The organism is Paenibacillus sp. FSL E2-0178, from assembly GCF_038593005.1.
Lineage (GTDB): Bacteria > Bacillota > Bacilli > Paenibacillales > Paenibacillaceae > Paenibacillus_AQ > Paenibacillus_AQ phytohabitans.
This window is the reverse complement of record NZ_CP151953.1, coordinates 5,835,414-5,851,801: the sequence shown is the minus strand read 5'-3', so window position 1 is coordinate 5,851,801 and position 16,388 is coordinate 5,835,414. Positions and strand designations below refer to the sequence as shown.

The 16,388-nt window shown below is 47.4% G+C and carries 13 protein-coding genes and 1 pseudogene; 2 read left to right on the top strand and 12 right to left on the bottom strand.

Going from position 1 to position 16,388, the window contains the following annotated elements; genetic code table 11:
* Positions 1-48: 48 nt before the first annotated feature.
* The 5 genes from MHI42_RS25635 to MHI42_RS25615 form a co-directional block, all read right to left on the bottom strand.
* The gene (locus MHI42_RS25635; RefSeq protein WP_342421029.1) at positions 49-918 is read right to left on the bottom strand and encodes a carbohydrate ABC transporter permease; all 870 of its coding nucleotides are present in this window, start codon (positions 916-918) and stop codon (positions 49-51) included.
* A complete protein-coding gene (locus MHI42_RS25630; protein ID WP_231575227.1) occupies positions 915-1,853 on the bottom strand; it encodes a sugar ABC transporter permease in 939 nt (312 codons plus the stop codon). The genes MHI42_RS25635 and MHI42_RS25630 overlap by 4 nt, the downstream gene beginning before the upstream one ends.
* Positions 1,854-1,926: 73 nt before the next feature.
* Positions 1,927-3,336 (bottom strand): sugar ABC transporter substrate-binding protein, encoded by a 1,410-nt coding sequence (locus MHI42_RS25625; protein WP_340942325.1) that lies wholly within the window; start codon positions 3,334-3,336, stop codon positions 1,927-1,929.
* Positions 3,337-3,628: 292 nt separating this feature from the next.
* The gene (locus MHI42_RS25620; RefSeq protein ID WP_342421028.1) at positions 3,629-6,040 is read right to left on the bottom strand and encodes a hypothetical protein; all 2,412 of its coding nucleotides are present in this window, start codon (positions 6,038-6,040) and stop codon (positions 3,629-3,631) included.
* Positions 6,041-6,181: 141 nt separating this feature from the next.
* On the bottom strand, positions 6,182-7,228 hold the full coding sequence (locus MHI42_RS25615; RefSeq protein ID WP_171721119.1) for a LacI family DNA-binding transcriptional regulator: 1,047 nt from the start codon (positions 7,226-7,228) through the stop codon (positions 6,182-6,184).
* 425 nt (positions 7,229-7,653) lie between these two features.
* Between MHI42_RS25615 and MHI42_RS25610 the strand changes: the two are divergent.
* Positions 7,654-7,818: pseudogene (locus tag MHI42_RS25610) on the top strand (ATP-binding protein); the annotation flags it as partial.
* A gap of 171 nt (positions 7,819-7,989) precedes the next feature.
* Here MHI42_RS25610 and MHI42_RS25605 read toward each other — a convergent pair.
* Together MHI42_RS25605 and MHI42_RS25600 are read right to left on the bottom strand one after the other, a co-directional pair.
* Complete coding sequence (locus MHI42_RS25605; RefSeq protein ID WP_340985357.1) at positions 7,990-8,787, bottom strand: RNA methyltransferase; 798 nt, start codon at positions 8,785-8,787, stop codon at positions 7,990-7,992.
* 320 nt (positions 8,788-9,107) lie between these two features.
* Positions 9,108-9,791 (bottom strand): TrkA family potassium uptake protein, encoded by a 684-nt coding sequence (locus MHI42_RS25600; RefSeq protein WP_144026190.1) that lies wholly within the window; start codon positions 9,789-9,791, stop codon positions 9,108-9,110.
* A 171-nt stretch (positions 9,792-9,962) separates the two neighbouring features.
* On the opposite strand from MHI42_RS25600, the gene MHI42_RS25595 reads away from it, so the two are divergent.
* Complete coding sequence (locus MHI42_RS25595; RefSeq protein ID WP_042139923.1) at positions 9,963-10,199, top strand: small acid-soluble spore protein SspI; 237 nt, start codon at positions 9,963-9,965, stop codon at positions 10,197-10,199.
* Positions 10,200-10,319: 120 nt separating this feature from the next.
* On the opposite strand, the gene MHI42_RS25590 is transcribed toward MHI42_RS25595, so the two are convergent.
* The 5 genes from MHI42_RS25590 to MHI42_RS25570 all read right to left on the bottom strand — a co-directional run bounded on the left by MHI42_RS25590 (position 10,320) and on the right by MHI42_RS25570 (position 16,373).
* A complete protein-coding gene (locus tag MHI42_RS25590) occupies positions 10,320-11,906 on the bottom strand; it encodes a peptide chain release factor 3 (protein ID WP_171721094.1) in 1,587 nt (528 codons plus the stop codon).
* A gap of 330 nt (positions 11,907-12,236) precedes the next feature.
* Positions 12,237-13,112, bottom strand: coding sequence for a radical SAM protein (locus tag MHI42_RS25585; protein WP_342421027.1), 876 nt, complete (start codon positions 13,110-13,112; stop codon positions 12,237-12,239).
* Positions 13,113-14,309 carry a hypothetical protein gene (locus MHI42_RS25580; RefSeq protein WP_342421026.1) on the bottom strand — a complete coding sequence of 399 codons (1,197 nt, stop codon included), beginning with the start codon at positions 14,307-14,309 and terminating at the stop codon, positions 13,113-13,115.
* The gene (locus MHI42_RS25575) at positions 14,278-15,195 is read right to left on the bottom strand and encodes a hypothetical protein (RefSeq protein ID WP_340985354.1); all 918 of its coding nucleotides are present in this window, start codon (positions 15,193-15,195) and stop codon (positions 14,278-14,280) included. Before MHI42_RS25575 ends, MHI42_RS25580 begins: the two co-directional genes overlap by 32 nt.
* A complete protein-coding gene (locus MHI42_RS25570; protein WP_342424804.1) occupies positions 15,192-16,373 on the bottom strand; it encodes an MFS transporter in 1,182 nt (393 codons plus the stop codon). The genes MHI42_RS25575 and MHI42_RS25570 overlap by 4 nt, the downstream gene beginning before the upstream one ends.
* Between the last annotated feature and the right edge of the window lie 15 nt (positions 16,374-16,388).

The window sequence follows — 16,388 nt, the reverse complement described above, 5'->3', positions numbered from 1 at the left end:
CTCCTGTATACATGTCGTATGAACAATCCTTTGTACAAGGGGAACGGACTAATTCTTTAAGCCGGTAAGGGTAATACCCTCTACGAAATATCTTTGACCGATTAAGTAGAAAATGACGCCCGGAGCGAAGGATAAACAGGTTGCAGCCATTGTTAACGACCAGTCGCTCTTCAGCTGGCCCCGGAAATTGGTAAGTCCAAGGGCTATCGTATATTTATCGCTTGAATTAATATAAATCATCTGCTGGAGCAGATCATTCCATAGTGTGATGAAGATAAACAACGCGACGACGATCATAGCCGGCCGGATGGCAGGCATGATGATATTGAACAGGATGCGGAAATATCCGGCACCGTCGATGGTTGCTGCTTGATCAAGCTCCCGCGGGATCGACATGATAAACTGACGGATCAGGAAGATATTGAACGCACCGCCGCCGCAGAAATACGGCAGAATCAAAGGCCAATAGCTGTCACTGAAGCCCAGCCCCCGCGTCCAGCCGATATAGAGGGGAATTAGCGTAACCATCGCAGGCAGCAGCATGGACCCCACACATAGTGCCCAGATCAGGTTTTTGCCGCGAAAACGCAGTCTTGCAAAGGCATATCCGCAGAGCGTAGCCGTAAATGTACCTGCCAGACAGGAAGGGACGATAATCACCATCGTGTTCCATAGGTACTTCCAGAATTTAAATACCTGCAGGGTCTTCTCATAATTGGAGAACAGCCAGTTGGCCGGGATCAGCGAGGGCGGATATTTGTAGATCTCAGCGTTCGTCATAAGCGACGTGCGGAAAATCCACCAGATCGGGAAGATAGCCAGGATGGCGAAAAGGATGACGACGGCAAAAGTTATAATGTTCAGGGTTCTGTCTCTGCGTTTCCTGCTTCTTAATCTGCCATATGCTGCTGTGCTCATTTGTCATCGCCTCCTTCATTGTAGATCCACCGGCCCGATGTCTTGAACAACACTGTGGTAAAGACCGCCAGTATGGCAAAGATAATCAGCGTCGTTGCGCAAGCATAACCCAGCCTGTAATTTACAAATGCCTGATCATACATCAGATAGGTCAGGAACCGCGAAGAGTTGCCCGGACCGCCATTCGTTAACGCCAGCGCAGGTGTTACAACTTGAAGGTTGGCGATCAGGCACATCAACAGGTTGTAGAAAATAATCGGTGTCATACACGGAATGGTAATGTGCCGGAAGCGATGCCATCCGCCCGCACCGTCCATTTCCGCTGCTTCATGGTAGACCACCGGAACGTTCTGCAGCCCCGCCAGAAAGATAACAATCAGGTTCCCCGCCAGCCAGACTGAGATCAGGGAGAGAGAAGGGACGACAAAGCTGGAATCTGCAATAAACAGAATTTTGTTCAGTCCCAGCTCAGAGAGGACATAGTTAAAGAATCCGAAATTCCCCTCGTACAGCCAAGACCATCCTACGTAAATCGCTGCAGCCGGCAGCACATAAGGCACATAGAACACAGCTCTGAAAAATCCCCTCGCCGGAATTTTACGGTTCAGCAGCAGCGCAATAAACAGGGAATAAATCATGCTTCCGGTTACAGATAGCGCTGCAAAATAGATCGTCGAGATAATCGAGTCTTTAATGTAAGGATCGGTGGTGAAAATTTTGATGTAATTGTCCAAGCCAATGAACACAGGGCTCTTGAGTCCGGTCCAATTCGTCAGGCTGATTCCCAGCACACCGACAAGCGGCAAATACGTCAGGAAGATTAATCCCAGAAAAGCAGGAATCAAACAGATATAAGCAACACGCGCCTCGGCTGAAAAAATCCGGGAACGCCGCTTCTGCAGTGGATTAATGGTTTTCATCTTAATGGTTTCCATACCTTGCTCCCCACCTCATGGTTAGGGGGATAACCACCGCTTCCAGAATACCGGCGGTTATCCCCCTGCCCTATTATTGATTGCCTGTATGAGCCGCCTTCAAAGCCTCCAGATTCTTGGAGATCGCATCCTTAGCCGTGGTCTTACCGGTCCAGACATCTCCCAGTATTGATCCGAGTAGCGTATTAAAGTCCGTTGTATAGTTCGTATAGAACCATGCAGCAGGTCGCGCGGCAGGAGACTGCGCATAATCGACAACGGCTGACTTATATTCGTCATACGGAGGGAAGTTCGGATTCTCTACCCATTTGCGGGTAAGTGCTTCATCCTTATACCATTTATCCAGCGTTGGCATCCAAATACCTGAAGAAATGAGTTCCCAATTGTTTTCTTCGGAGTTGTACCATTTCAGCCATTCCATCGCTTCTTGGGGATGTTTGGTTTGGGAGAATACCACATTGGCACCGCCTGTGCTGATAGTGATTTTATCCTTCATATATGGCAGTACAGCTACGCCATAGTTCAGTCCTTCTTCTTTTGCCGTATTCAGGCTGGTTCCTACATTCCATTGGCCATTAGTTGCCATAGCAACAGTACCGGCAATAATCGTCCGCTGGATTCCATCATCGGTCTGTCCGACGGACAACGGGGCAACATGATCCTTCAGGTACAGATCAGCTACCCGCTGAATAGCTTCAATGCTTGCATCCTCCCCGACCTTAACCTCTGTGCCATCTTCGGAGTAGAAGCCCCCGCCATTACTGAGTGTCCAGGCCTCCAGCTGCCACGGAAGATTCTCCACAGAAGCCCCAAACTGGACGATGCTCTGTGCATTGAAGCCATCCTCGCCGGGATGCTTGCCGTTCTTATCATTCGTCAGCTTCTTCGCGGCATCTACGAATTGATCCCATGTCCAGGCCTGATCCAGGGCGGATGGAGGATACGGTACGTTCGCTTTATCGAACATGTCTTTATTATAGTAGAGCAGGAGAATTTCATTGGCCGCCGCATAGGCTACGGGCTTGCCCTGATATTTGTAGGCCAGGCTGTCCAGGGGCTTGCTGTCGCTTCCCTCGTACATGGCGCTTACATCATTCAGCATCCCTTCAGAGGACCATTGAATGACCCCGTCCTCCTTCAGCATCCCTGTATCCGGCAGCTGTCCGGCTGTTGCAAGCGTATTTAATTTCGTCATGTAGTTCTCCCAGGGAATCGCCTGCACCTCCACTTCAATTTTATCCTGGGAAGCATTGAACCGGTCTGCTACCGCCTGGGTTGTATTCCCTTCAGCTGCGCTGCCCCACATGGAGTAAATAATTTTGACCTTTTCGGCAGATGCTTCAGGTGCTTTGGTAGCTTCTGATCCGGGTGACGATGTGCTTGTGTTATTGTCTGTATTAGCCTCATTGCCCCCGCATCCAGCTGCACCTACTAATAGTGCAGTCAGGATAAGACCTGCCCCTAGTTTCCTTCCTGTTCTCATAGCCTCTGATCTCCCTTCGAAATTAGCTTGAATTTGTATGTCTATCCATTTAACCCGGGATTTAAAGTTAAACGTTTAACATAAAGTCTAAAACCATTCGAATAAAGTGACTTTCCAAGACATTCTTCACGCTGTTAACCACTCACCGTATAAATAACGCCAGTTTATTTTAAAGCTAATCTTTTAAGGAAGCGCTTACTTTATTATATCACCCGTAGTTTAGATTGAAAAACGACTATTTCAACCTATATTTATGAATTTTCAATCAGTGTATTAATTTAAACGTTTAAATTTATGCTCGTTCAAACTTCCCTTCGATAAACAATACACTCTTGAGGCTTTCCCCAGGCGTTGAAACGAATGACAGCCCTTGCTCCAGCATCACATATCTGGCCGGATATGCAGCATAGCTTATAATCTCCCAGCCCTTCTCTGCCGGCTCAATCAACCCATTTACACATCTCAGCTCTCCTTCGCTATCTGTGTACAGATAGGTGGTTGAGCCAAAGCCGAGCAGATATGCGACGAGCTCCTCTCCCATATCCCAATCGTCCCCTTCAATATTGGAGAACAGACTGCTGAATAACGGATCACTCGACTTCTTGAATATGGATTGGCCAAAGCGGTTACGGGAAAGCTCCGGCATATTTAAATTCGGGGCTGCAATGCTATACGTAGAAGCTGCCTCGCCGGGCTTAAGCTTGCGGGTTGTTGAATGTACATTCCAATCATAGCAGTTAAACATCGCCATTGTTGCCCGGTAACCGGCTTCCAGCAGGCGTGCATCTCCAATGGTTTCATAAGAAGACCGGGCGGCACCTGCTACCAATCCTCCCCATAACGAATGCGTCATGAAGGATAAGGCCTCCCACCAGCGGTCCGGGGCATTGGCTCTATAATCATTACTGAATCCGATATTGGCAATAATCAGCGGGGCATACCGTTCTGCTTCATCGGTTAAACCAGCCAGGCATAATGCTTCACAGGTTAGTCCAAAACCGGCATTATCATAGAAGTGCTCCGTCACGGCTCCTTGATACGCCTGCGCACCCTGCTTCAGCCCTTCTACCAGCGCTAACCATAGTCTGCTAAGCTTATCATGCCAATACGTTAATGCTCTCTTCCTCAAGTCCTCTAACAAATCTGCAATGTACAGAATGAATACTCCTACAAGCTGCGATTCTTCCTGCTCACGTTTATTCCGGTGACACTCCGGGTCCAGCCTCATACACATGACCTGAGCGGCCCAGATCAGATACATTTCCGGACTTCCGTAATATAAATGTGATTGATCAAATTTGGATAGTAAATAATACACGTGGCCGATATAGTCAAAATCATAAATACGGTAAAAGGACCCGTAGAGCGGTTTGGGATGCAGGAAATCCCCCTGTTCAAACCAATGGTATTTTAGATCAAGGAAAGCAGACAGCTCCACTTTTCTGACCTCCGCCGGTACAGGGGGCGATAGAAGATTCTTCATCAGAATGAAAGCTAATTTGCCAAGCGATTCTCCTTGATTGGATAACGGCAGAAATGAATAGGGGCGGGTTACTGAGGCTGTATTAAAGCTGTTGTCACATAACCATTCGGCCCGTTTCTCAAGAATCTTATGAACAGGCTCGAGGACATTGCCGACTAGCACATCACATTTGCCGTTACTGAGCTCAGCAACCAGCTTGATCTCTCCCGCTGACTTCAGCGGCAGAACTGCGCGTAAACGTCTAGATTCTGCTGCGGGAACGATTGTGAATTCACTTGAGATATCCGTCTCGTTAACAACGCCTGCTTCACCGGTTGCGCTATACATTTTTACTGACTGCAGCGTTTCCTGTTCCGGCAATTCTAGTTCGGCAATAAATTTCCCTTCAGTAGTAGTAACGGACGAATAGGTCCAGCCCGGATGTCCGTACTTGAGCGCTTTAGTATAGAAATCCGCCTGACCATTAAATGTTGTAAACACAAATGACCATTCTCTTTCGCCATAAGGCTCTAAGGTGACAGGTGCGTAGCCGCCATAGATCCAATCACTGTCTGCCGACTGCTCAAACGAGCTTCCATCCTCAATAAAGGACAACCGGTGGTAGAGCATTCCATCCAGTGACGGGGAGACCTGTTCCAGAAAACGATTGACATAACTGCAATATGTACCAAAGGCGGCAACACGTTCCCCGGTACTGTATATAGCCAGATGAGGTGCCTTATTACTTCTGCGTACTGCTGCAAATTTGCTGAAATCCCCGCCGATATGCGGAAATACTGCGCAGGAATGCCTGATATTCCTCATGACATCACGATCACGGAACATGATATAGGCCAGAGAGAACCAGCTGTGAAATCCATTGATTCTTACGGCAGCAGCAGCAGGATTTGAACAACGGATCTTCCATGTCCATTCTCCATTGTTGTTCAGCAGATATTCATATTGAACTTTAAATTTATCATGCACAAAAGTTACAGTAGCCGATGTATCACCTGCAACTTCAATATAGGACTGCAGGTTAGCGCTTTCAATCCGTTCATCATCAACAATTGCCGTCCACTGTCCAAAAGGCTTATGCTCCTGGGCGTAGCCGGCCTCCTGAACATAATCTGCATCAATTACCCAGTTCATCCTTGCGGGATCATCTGTCATACGGAGGGATTCGACCGTACCTTCTGTTGAGAGGTTTACTTCAAACGTATCATTACGAAGCAGTCTCAAGTTCTCACTCCTATCGGTTTAATTTAAACGTTTAGATTTCGGGTTAATATTACCACAGTGTAAAATTGCCAGCAAGCCATTTATCGCTGCTGCAGGTAAAGAGACTGTCCACTTCATGTGAACAGTCTCTTCCCGCAATTATTATTTAATAGAGGTTCTTGGCCCGGCTACAGAATCCCGCTCAATCAGTTTGCATAACGGAGGTTCCTCTATTGTCTCCTCTTTTCCGCTAATCCTGTTACATAGAGTCTTCATCGCCAATATCCCCATATCATGCAGCGGTAAATCCATCGTCGTAATTCGGGGATTCAGATAAGCGCTGAATTCCCGGTTATCAAAACCGACAACCGACAGCTCCCTAGGTATGGAGATCCCGCGTTCAGCTGCAGCTCTCAGGGCACCGGCAGCCATCAAATCGTTCATCACAAGAATAGCCGTAGGCGGGTCGGGCAATTCCATAAGCTCACCTAATAACTGATATCCTGACTCCCCTCCCCAGTCGCCTACTTTGATAAACTGCGGGTCGAAATACAGCTGAAACTCCGTCAATGCTTTGTAATACCCGTTAAACCGCAGTCTCGAAGGGATCGAATCCATTAAGCCGCTGATGACCGCAATCCGGGAATGCCCTTTGCTGACTAGATACTGGATGGCATCATAGGAGGCCTGTTCATCATTATACTGAATAGAACACTCATTCTGCGCGTAGCAATACGTATAGACAATCGGCTTGTCATTCGTATGAATTAATCCCGTTAAATCACGGGGATGCACCCCAATATATACAATTCCTTCTACCTGATTGGATACCAGATCCGATACCGCATTCTGTGCATGCTTCTGGTACGAAGCGGTATCCGCATAATTGTAGCCTACCTTTTTTTGCAGACGCAGGTTGGTTAACAGGATATGCATATCATGTTGCTCTGCATAATCATTTATTCCATCAATAATTTCCGGTGTATTAAAGACCGTTATGTCTTCCGCAATGACTCCGATCGTATTCGTTCTTCTGCTCTTTAGGCTTTGGGCAATCGCGTTAGGCCTGTAATTAAACTCTTCAATTACCTTCAAGACCCGCTCTTTCGTCTCAGGCTTCACATTACGGGTACCATTCATCACATATGATACTATCGCGGTGGATACATTTGCGCGCAAGGCAATATCTTTAATTCCGATTTTCTTCATCCAATCACCCTATTTAAACGTTTTACATTGCGCACACATTGTATCATTAACACGACTTTACATTCAAATGTAATTTTGATCTATGCAGAGTCTAGCCCTCCCCCGGTGTCCCGAACATTCCGGCCCTCCCTTCAGAAATTCTTTAGAATTTCCCTACCTGATTCCTCAGAAATTTTAGTTAGTATTTCTGTATCGAAGTGAGCTGAGGGGATGGCATGTTGGCTGGTCATTCGATCTTAGAGTTAATTAAATCAGTATGGATATCTGTTTTTTATCTTGCTTTTACGCTAGGCCCTTTTGGTATTCCAATCCCTAATGAACTTCTTCGTACAGAATCTTATCAGGATAAAGTTGACTCCCAGTTAAATCTAAAGAGAGTTGATTTGGCACAGCTAGTACAGCTAATAACTGATGCTGAATACAGCATTATCGAAATTGAGAATAAAGGGATTCCTCTATCAGAAGAAAAAATGGACCGGCTGTTTGAGCGTTTTTATAAGGTTGACTATTCAAGAAAAAGCGAGGGAATCCAAACGGGAGCTGGTCTCGGCTTGTCCATTGCCAGAAATATTGCCGAGCTACACCGAGGCATTTAGAGCAACTTTGATAATGCCCAGTCACAATTTTAAAAAAGCCCTGATAAATCAAGGGTTTCTTGACCATCAGGACTGAGATACTTGTGCCAAAAATCGTTACAAACCTGTGCCAAACTACGTTACAAACGGTGACAAGATGAATTACAACTCACACAACAATTTAGTCTACTTCCCGTGACTCCCCCGCTGCCGCATCCCCTCAAATAAAAGGATCGTCGCCGCCATCGCCGCGTTCAGCGATTCGGCGCGGCCGGCCATCGGGATGATGATGCTCTTGTCGACAAGGGCTGCCGTCTCCGGCGAGATGCCTTTACCTTCGCTGCCGATTAGCAGCCACTGGCTGCCCTGAAAATCATGGGTGTAGCAGGAATCTTCACCTGTCAGCGAAGTGCTGACCAGCAGCGCACCGCGTTCCCGCGCCTGCGGCAGAATCGTGCCGAGATCTCCCTCCACTACCGGGAGATGGAACATCGAGCCCATCGTGGAACGAATGGTCTTCGGATTGAAAAGATCGGCGCAGCCTTGGCCGAGGATCACCCCGTCCGCACCTGCCGCATCGGCACTGCGGATGATTGTGCCCACGTTGCCGGGGTCCTGGACCCCGTCCAGCACAACAACCAGACTATCCGGCTTCGCCAGGATGGCCTCCACGCCCTGCTGCTCCTTGCGCACAACCGCAAACACCGGCTGCGGTGTATTCGTGCTGCTGCACTTCGCAATCACCGCTGCTGACACGCCAATTACCTCCATGCCCTGCACGGCCTGAAGCAGAGGCTTCAGCTCGGATGGCATGCCTTTATCCAGATCAAAGGCCAGGCATTCCACATCTGCTTCCGCCTGCAACGCCTCCTGCACCAGATGGATGCCTTCTACGATATATTTACCGGACTTGTCGCGGTGCTTCTTCTCCTGCAGTCCAGCCCATTCCTTCACCCGCGTATTCTGCGGCGACATAATTTCCATGAGGTCCTACCTTTCTGTTGCTTGCAGATTCCTGATTTTAAGTATGCTAAACCAACCGGGCGACTTAACTGTAGTTAGTACAACTAAAAACAGCCTTTCCGCAGCAAATCCCCTTTTAACTGCAGTCTGTACAACTAAAAGTAGCGGTTGGAGTGAAATTCCGCCATTTGTGTAATTTTAGTTGTACCAGATACATCTATTTGCAAATAACGGATTAATTCATTTAAAATAACTGCACAAAATACAACTAACCCTACCTACCTGTACTTGTATCTGTACTTGAACCTGGTCTGTACCTGTAATCATTCATCCATACAGCCCTATTGATAAGCCATTTCCAGCTTCGTCAGGTTGTCCTTCCGTCCGACGATGACAAGTACGTCGCCCTCGCTCAGGCGATCCTCCGCTCTGGGGGAAATATTCATTTCCTCACCCCGGCGGATGGCCATAACGTTACAGCCATATTTGGCACGAATGTTAAGCTCCTGCAAATTCTTGCCGAGCATCGGCCCGGAGACTTTCATATCCAGGATGCTGTAGTCCGGCGACAGCTCTATATAATCGAGGATGTTCGGCGAGGCCAGGTGATGCGCCACCCGCATGCCCATATCCCGTTCAGGGTAGATTACCTTATCTGCTCCGATTTTACTCAACACCTTGCCGTGCAGCTCGCTTTTGGCCTTAACCAGAATTGCAGGCACGCCAAGATCCTTCAGGATCAGCGTCGTTAGAATACTGGCCTGAATATCCTCGCCAATCGCGACAACCACCACATCGAAGTTACGGATACCGAGTGCACGCAGTGCCTCTTCATCGGTCGAATCCGCGGATACGGCATGAGTAACAATATTCGAAATTTCCTGGGTGCGCTGCTCATCCGCATCAATGGCCAGTACATCAAAGCCCATACCGCTGAGCGCCTTGGCTACACTTGAGCCGAAACGTCCCATTCCGATGACGGCATATTGTTTTTTTGCCATAATTGTTGTACCTCCCGCCCGCATTTTGCATCTCAAACAGTATAGCATAAGCCGTTATAAACTTGAATTTTCAGCGCTGCCGCAGGGCACCTTATTAAGAGCCTAAGCTAACAAAACCTAAGCCCATGCTCCCGAAGCCAGTTTTGCGAAGCTGAGCCAGGAAGCCTATGCCAACAAAACTTAAGGAGGTCGATTATGCCAGTCACCATTGATTTGCGCCAGGCTATTGTACACAAGATTCACGGACAGACCGAAGAAGGTCTGCGGGAAGTGATTGAGAACTCCGTGGACGGGCCGGAAGCCGCGCTCCCCGGACTCGGCGTTGTCTTCGAAATGATCTGGAAGGACCTTGATCCCGCCAAGCAGGACCGGGTGCTCTCCATGCTGCACAGACATTTGGAGAAGCTCACGCCAGGGTCCATCACCTCCTAAAGAGGTTCATTCCGCCAAAAACCTCCGCCTCCACATGTGCAGCTGCACAGTGGATCGCGGAGGTTTTTTATAACAAATAATGGAATAAGCGGTCAGCTTATCCTACTTCAATTGTACTTTTCAAGGCGCGGTTTCCAGGAATTTAGCCGTCGGATTCTTCTCCATCGCGGTCCGCATGGCGTATTCGTTCTCGAACAGCACTACATAATTACCCTTCTTATCGGTAACCAGTGTGGAGTTGATCCGGAATTTGCTTGCGTCCGGCTTGTTGTCATCCACAATCCAGCGCGCGAACTGGTAGCTCATCCTCTGCAGCTGGACATCTACGCCGTACTCGCCCTTCATGCGGTACTCGAACACCTCGAACTGCAGCTGTCCGACAACACCCAGCAGGATATCATCGAAGTTAACGGTGCGGAACACCTGGATCATGCCCTCTTCAGTTAGCTGGTCAATGCCCTTCTGGAACTGCTTCGATTTCAGTGCATTCTTAATGCTCACTTTGGAGAAAATCTCCGGTGAGAAGGTCGGCAGCTCATCGAATTCGATATCCCCTGCCTGACTCAGCGTGTCGCCAATCCGGAAGATACCCGGGTCAAACAGACCGATAATATCACCCGGATACGCCTCTTCTACAATATCGCGGTCCTGGGCCAGGAACTGCTGCGGCTGGGACAGCTTGATGTCTTTGCCGGCACGCACATGCTTCACACTCATGCCACGCTCGAACTTGCCGGACACAATGCGCAGGAAGGCAATGCGGTCACGGTGAGCCGGGTTCATGTTAGCCTGGATTTTGAACACATAGCCGGTGAATTTCTCATTTGTCGGTTCAACAGATCCAGCTGTACTGCGGCGCGGTTCAGGCTTCGGTGCAAGATCCAGGAAGTTATCCAGGAAGGTCTGCACGCCGAAGTTGTTGATCGCACTGCCGAAGAATACCGGAGTAATCTCTCCGCGGAGTACTTTCTCATAGTCAAACGGATCGCCTGCAACATCCAGCAGCTCCAGATCCGCACATAATTGGTCATGCAGGTATTCTCCGGCCATCTCGCGGATGATCGGGTCGCGGTAGCTTTCCACTTTTTGTACTCTGATCACGGAATGATCGTCGCCCTGGAACAGCTCAACCTGATTCTTCATCCGGTCGTATACGCCGCACAGCTCACGGCCCATGCCGATCGGCCAGTTCATTGGTACAGAGCGGATACCCAGTACATTCTCCAGCTCTTCCATCAGCTCAAAGGGATTGCGGCCTTCACGGTCCAGCTTGTTGATGAAGGTGAAGATCGGAATGCCCCGCTTGGCACAGACCTGGAACAGCTTGATCGTCTGTGTTTCCACGCCCTTGGCAACGTCGATCAGCATGACCGCACTGTCAGCCGCAGTAAGCGTACGGTAAGTGTCTTCACTGAAATCCTGGTGACCCGGGGTATCCAGAATGTTCACCCGGTGGTCCAGATAATCAAACTGCATGACGGAAGAAGTGACGGAGATCCCGCGCTGCTTCTCAATTTCCATCCAGTCACTTGTGGCGTGCTTGCTTGCCTTACGGGCTTTGACTGTTCCTGCTAAGCGGATAGCACCCCCGAAGAGGAGCAGTTTCTCGGTCAGCGTTGTTTTACCCGCATCCGGGTGGGAAATAATCGCAAAGGTTCTGCGTTTGTCTACTTCACTCTGAAGCTTGTGGTCCGGTGCCTTATTCATTACACATATCCCTTCATATATAAATTCATCCATGCTTCTGCTTCAATTACCGGATTTCATCAAATCGGTGCACTACTCATTCGTCCAGATCCTTTCACGTAGAATTCATCGTTACATCGTTGAAGTACGGTTTATAGGATATTTTATGGCGCCTTGCCTAGAAATTCTTTATTTTGAAAGCATCCTTTTTAGTATAGCAAAATCCGGCAAACATTATCTACAAAAAAGCAGCGGAACTGAAATAAGTTCTACAAGTTCACAAAAAGCCTGGAAGCTTCGTATTTAACAGTACAAAAAAGACACCGATTAATTATCAGTGCCTTTTCTGTATCAGAATAAGGAGAAGCAAGCATTCCTGTAGCAATTAAAGCACGACTGATGCCGGGTAATGAATTCTCCATGCTTATCCATAATCTCTAGGACAGAATCAGTAGTTTGGCCTAGAGGAGATTTATTGTGAAAACACGGATAGATTGTTCTGTCGGAATCAATAATCAGCGTTTTTGCTGAGAAATAACACTTGGGAATTATCCGCGTCTGCTTTTTCAAAGTAAATTCCGCAAGTTTGTAATGGTACTGACGCTCCTCAAACGCATAAAACCCCTTAAACACCGTCAGTGCCTTATCTATTGCCAGCGTGGAGGCTTTGTTCCAAGACAACAGATCTTCAGAATCCATGAGATTTAGGTTTACACCGAAGCCCCGTTCTTCTGCATATGCAATCACTTCATCGATATGATCCACATTTTCAGGTGAGACAGTTACATTCAAATCTACATGATCTGAGTAATGCTGTTCATAAATCATATGCAGCACTTCCATTACTTTTGCATAGCGTCCGCGATATTGATCTGTATAGGCTTCATTTAGACTGTCAAGGGTAATGGCGAGATGTACCCGATGTGCTATAAGCTGCTGCAACAGCTCTTCTGTAATAAGCGTCCCATTCGTCAATAACATAATATCCCGGACCCGGCTGCCTGCAAAGACTATCAGCTCCATAATATATCCCATGCTGAGTGGTTCACCACCGGTTAACAACAGCGACTTAACCGGAATGACCTCTGTTACACGCTCCAGAAACGAGGTAATATCTTCAAGCTTTAAATTATCGTTAAGAGAGGGGTAAATATCATTATTGTAATAGCAATAATGGCATTTAAGATTACATTTGGACGTCAAAATGAAACCAAGCTGATTAATCATTTACTCCCTCCTGTCAATGGAGCCTATCCACTCACTGACAAAACCCGATAGCTCCATGCCTGTGCATTGCTCTAAAAGCTCAATAAATAAATCAAGTGAAACCACTCGTCCACAATTATCAAATAGCTCAATGAGCTGTTTCAGAATAGTCATATCCATATTTTTTGACTGGAACAGTTCATTAAATGCCAGAACACCCTTACCGCAGATGAGCGCCAAAAATGTTTGTTCGTCCATATGGGGCTCGAATTCGGCAATTGTAGTGTCCGTACCGGCAATATTGGCCTCAAATAAATGCTTATAATATTGAAGTTGCCTGTCAAAAAAATCCTCACCAAACCTGTTTTTTAGATAACACAGCTGTAGATACTCCGTAAAGCTTTCCAAAAGCCAATGCCGCCCCCGGCCTACAAAGACGGTAGTCAGCCCGAGCTCCTGGTGAATGATTTCGTGAAAAAGGTACTTATAAAGAAATACAAGAGGCTTGGCAGCCATACAACCATCTACTAAGATCAGATTTTTACATGAAATTGCATTGACCTGCAGATCCACTATATCGACGATCCGACACTCCAGCCGGCGTTTAAAAAGAGAATAATAAAAATCTAAAAATAGCGAGAGTTCACCCGCCAAATCAACCCTTTCAAACAAGGAAAGCGTTGGTTTAGAGACAGCCACACTTCTTCCGCTGATCTCAATATTGAGCTTTCGCTCATTGTGCGCAGTACAATCAGCAATGACCAAACAGCTTAAATCTTTGATTGTATATTCCCCGCAAATCTTTTCTGCATTGGTGACAAAGGACAAATCGCTCTCAATGAACAAATGTGCGTTATTCTTCAGTCCGGGGGCAATAGAGGGAAAATGAATACTGCCGGGAAGCAGGCGGAAGGAATTATCCCCCTGTCTTTTACTGTAGGAAACGGTGATCTTTTTAAACAGCCTTAACGCAGTAATCCGTACCTGAGTTCCCGTCCGCTCATAATCTATTTCCTCATCATCAGCACATAATAGATGGATGGTATAGGAGCTATCCAGCATAAACTCCAGTGCACCCAGACTCTCCTTAAATACAGCCTCGTATGTAACGGCGAGAAGGGCCGCTCTGCAGATGACCGAGACCCGGCATGCCGGCAGCAGCACCGCTCGCTCCGGAATTTGTCGATTATGAATCATAGAAATCACCACTTTTCCCATCGATACTTAAGGTGAACGATTCCAGAACAATATCAAAGTGATAGGCTCTTTCGAATACCCCCTGCATATTCCGGTTATGTCCGAACCCAAGATGACAGGTCCCCCACAGCTTCTCGTAACTGGGCATAAACCGCAGGTTGGCTAAGTCAGCATTAGTGCCGATGCCGAACTCCGCCAAGGGAACCGGGATACCCTGATATTCACCTGAACTGAAATAGGCCATCCCGTCCTGAATGGACACGCGCTGCAGCCCTCCAGCAACAGCGTAGATAAGCTCTCCTTGGGCAGTATAGGGCTGAGGAGCAAAAAACACCTCGCCTCCCGGAAGCTGAAAGAGATGTTCATGCTCGCTAAATTGACAGTTTTCCATCAGGATTTCTTTTTCCCGGTCTCTTGTAAACTTCAAATCGGTTCCTAGGCTACTGCGGAGCCGGTAGCTGGTTCCCTGTAACAGAATACTTTGAACTTGGCGGTTTCTCCTGCTTAGCGCACCATAATCAAGATTGATGGCTCTTTTGTATAACCGGACTACGGCGTCTGCGTAATGCTGCGGTACATACAGCGTTGGGTCATCCATCAGAATCAAAGGCAGCTTCAGCGCTTCACAACGATTAATAAAATCATGCACAGCCGGAACTGTCGATGCATTTTCAGAGAAGGGAAACAGCATAAACAAGACTTTCTGTCCGATATAATCCTCCAGGAATTCCGGCTGAATACATTCGGAGACAGCAGCTGTCCGGACGAGCCCATTTCCTATTCCCGGCTGTGTGTATAGCTCTTCCACAACAGTATGTATATAAGTTGATCCGGGCGGATCAAATATAATAACGATCTCCCTTTCTCTGAGAAAGTCCTGATCTTGACCGAATAACTGCTGCTTCATATAGCTGGCTGCTCCCCTTCTGCCTGAACCATCCCGATTTGTACATACTTAGCATTAAAATAAATTAACACGGCATTAGAAATCAACAGGCTAACTGCCCCTAAATACCAGATAAAGGAGTACCCCAGCCGTTCAGTCAGCAAGCCAAGGAGCAGGGTGATCGCAAAACCGGCAAGCGACTTAAGTGCGGATAAACCTGAAGAGAAGGTAGCACGCTTGCTTCTGGGAATAAAATCCTGAACCCAGGCGCCGAAGCAGGAGGATTCCATAGCAAGCCCGAACTCGAATAGGATCAAGCCGCCCACAAATACAATCGGATTAGGAAACCATCCTACAAGCAGCAGCCCCAGTGCAGAAATTAACGTACCACCTGTTATAATTTTAAGGGGAGAGACTTTCCGTTTGGCCAGAAAAGATACAAAAAAGCTGGATACACTCATGACAGCCATGAAAACGATTAGAATAATCCCCAGATAGCTTACTGACATATGAAGTTCATTGACACCGTATACCTGCCAGGTGAGCAGGAATGCGAGCAATGCTGCATGGCTGAATATGCTTTTCAGCAGGACAAACCGCATTAGCTTATTCTTGGCAAAATCTACTGAGGTGTTATATACCTCTTTAAAAATATTCTCTTCAGTTCGTTCCCCATAGTTATCAGTGAACCGGAACCAGGCGTAGATACCAAGACCGATGGCCACAATCCCTGCTATTGCAACAGGAAGATAAAGGTGAACATTACTGCTCACTGTTGCCAGAAAAGCACCGACAATAGCAAATGCGGAGATAAAGCCGTTTAAGCGGGGCAGCACCACATTCTTATAATCCAACATGCCGAGATCATCCAGCTTATCAATATACCACGCCTGAGGTGATCCAGAGATTAAGGCTACCCCCAAAGACATAATGATCGCAGAAACGATGAACAGCATGAGATTAGAGGCAAAAGCGAATAGGCATAAGCCTATGCCCCAAGTAAAGAAACCGATAGCGGTTAATTTCTTCCGTCCGAATAAATCTGATAAATTACCGCTGGGATAATCAAAAATCGCCAATGACAATGAAGACACTGCAAATACAATACTGATCTGCAGCGGATCGATCCCCCTCATGCTCATCAGCACGATATACACTGCTCCGTACAGCTTATCCGCCAGGTTGTAGCCGGAGAGCATGACGCCTACAAAAAT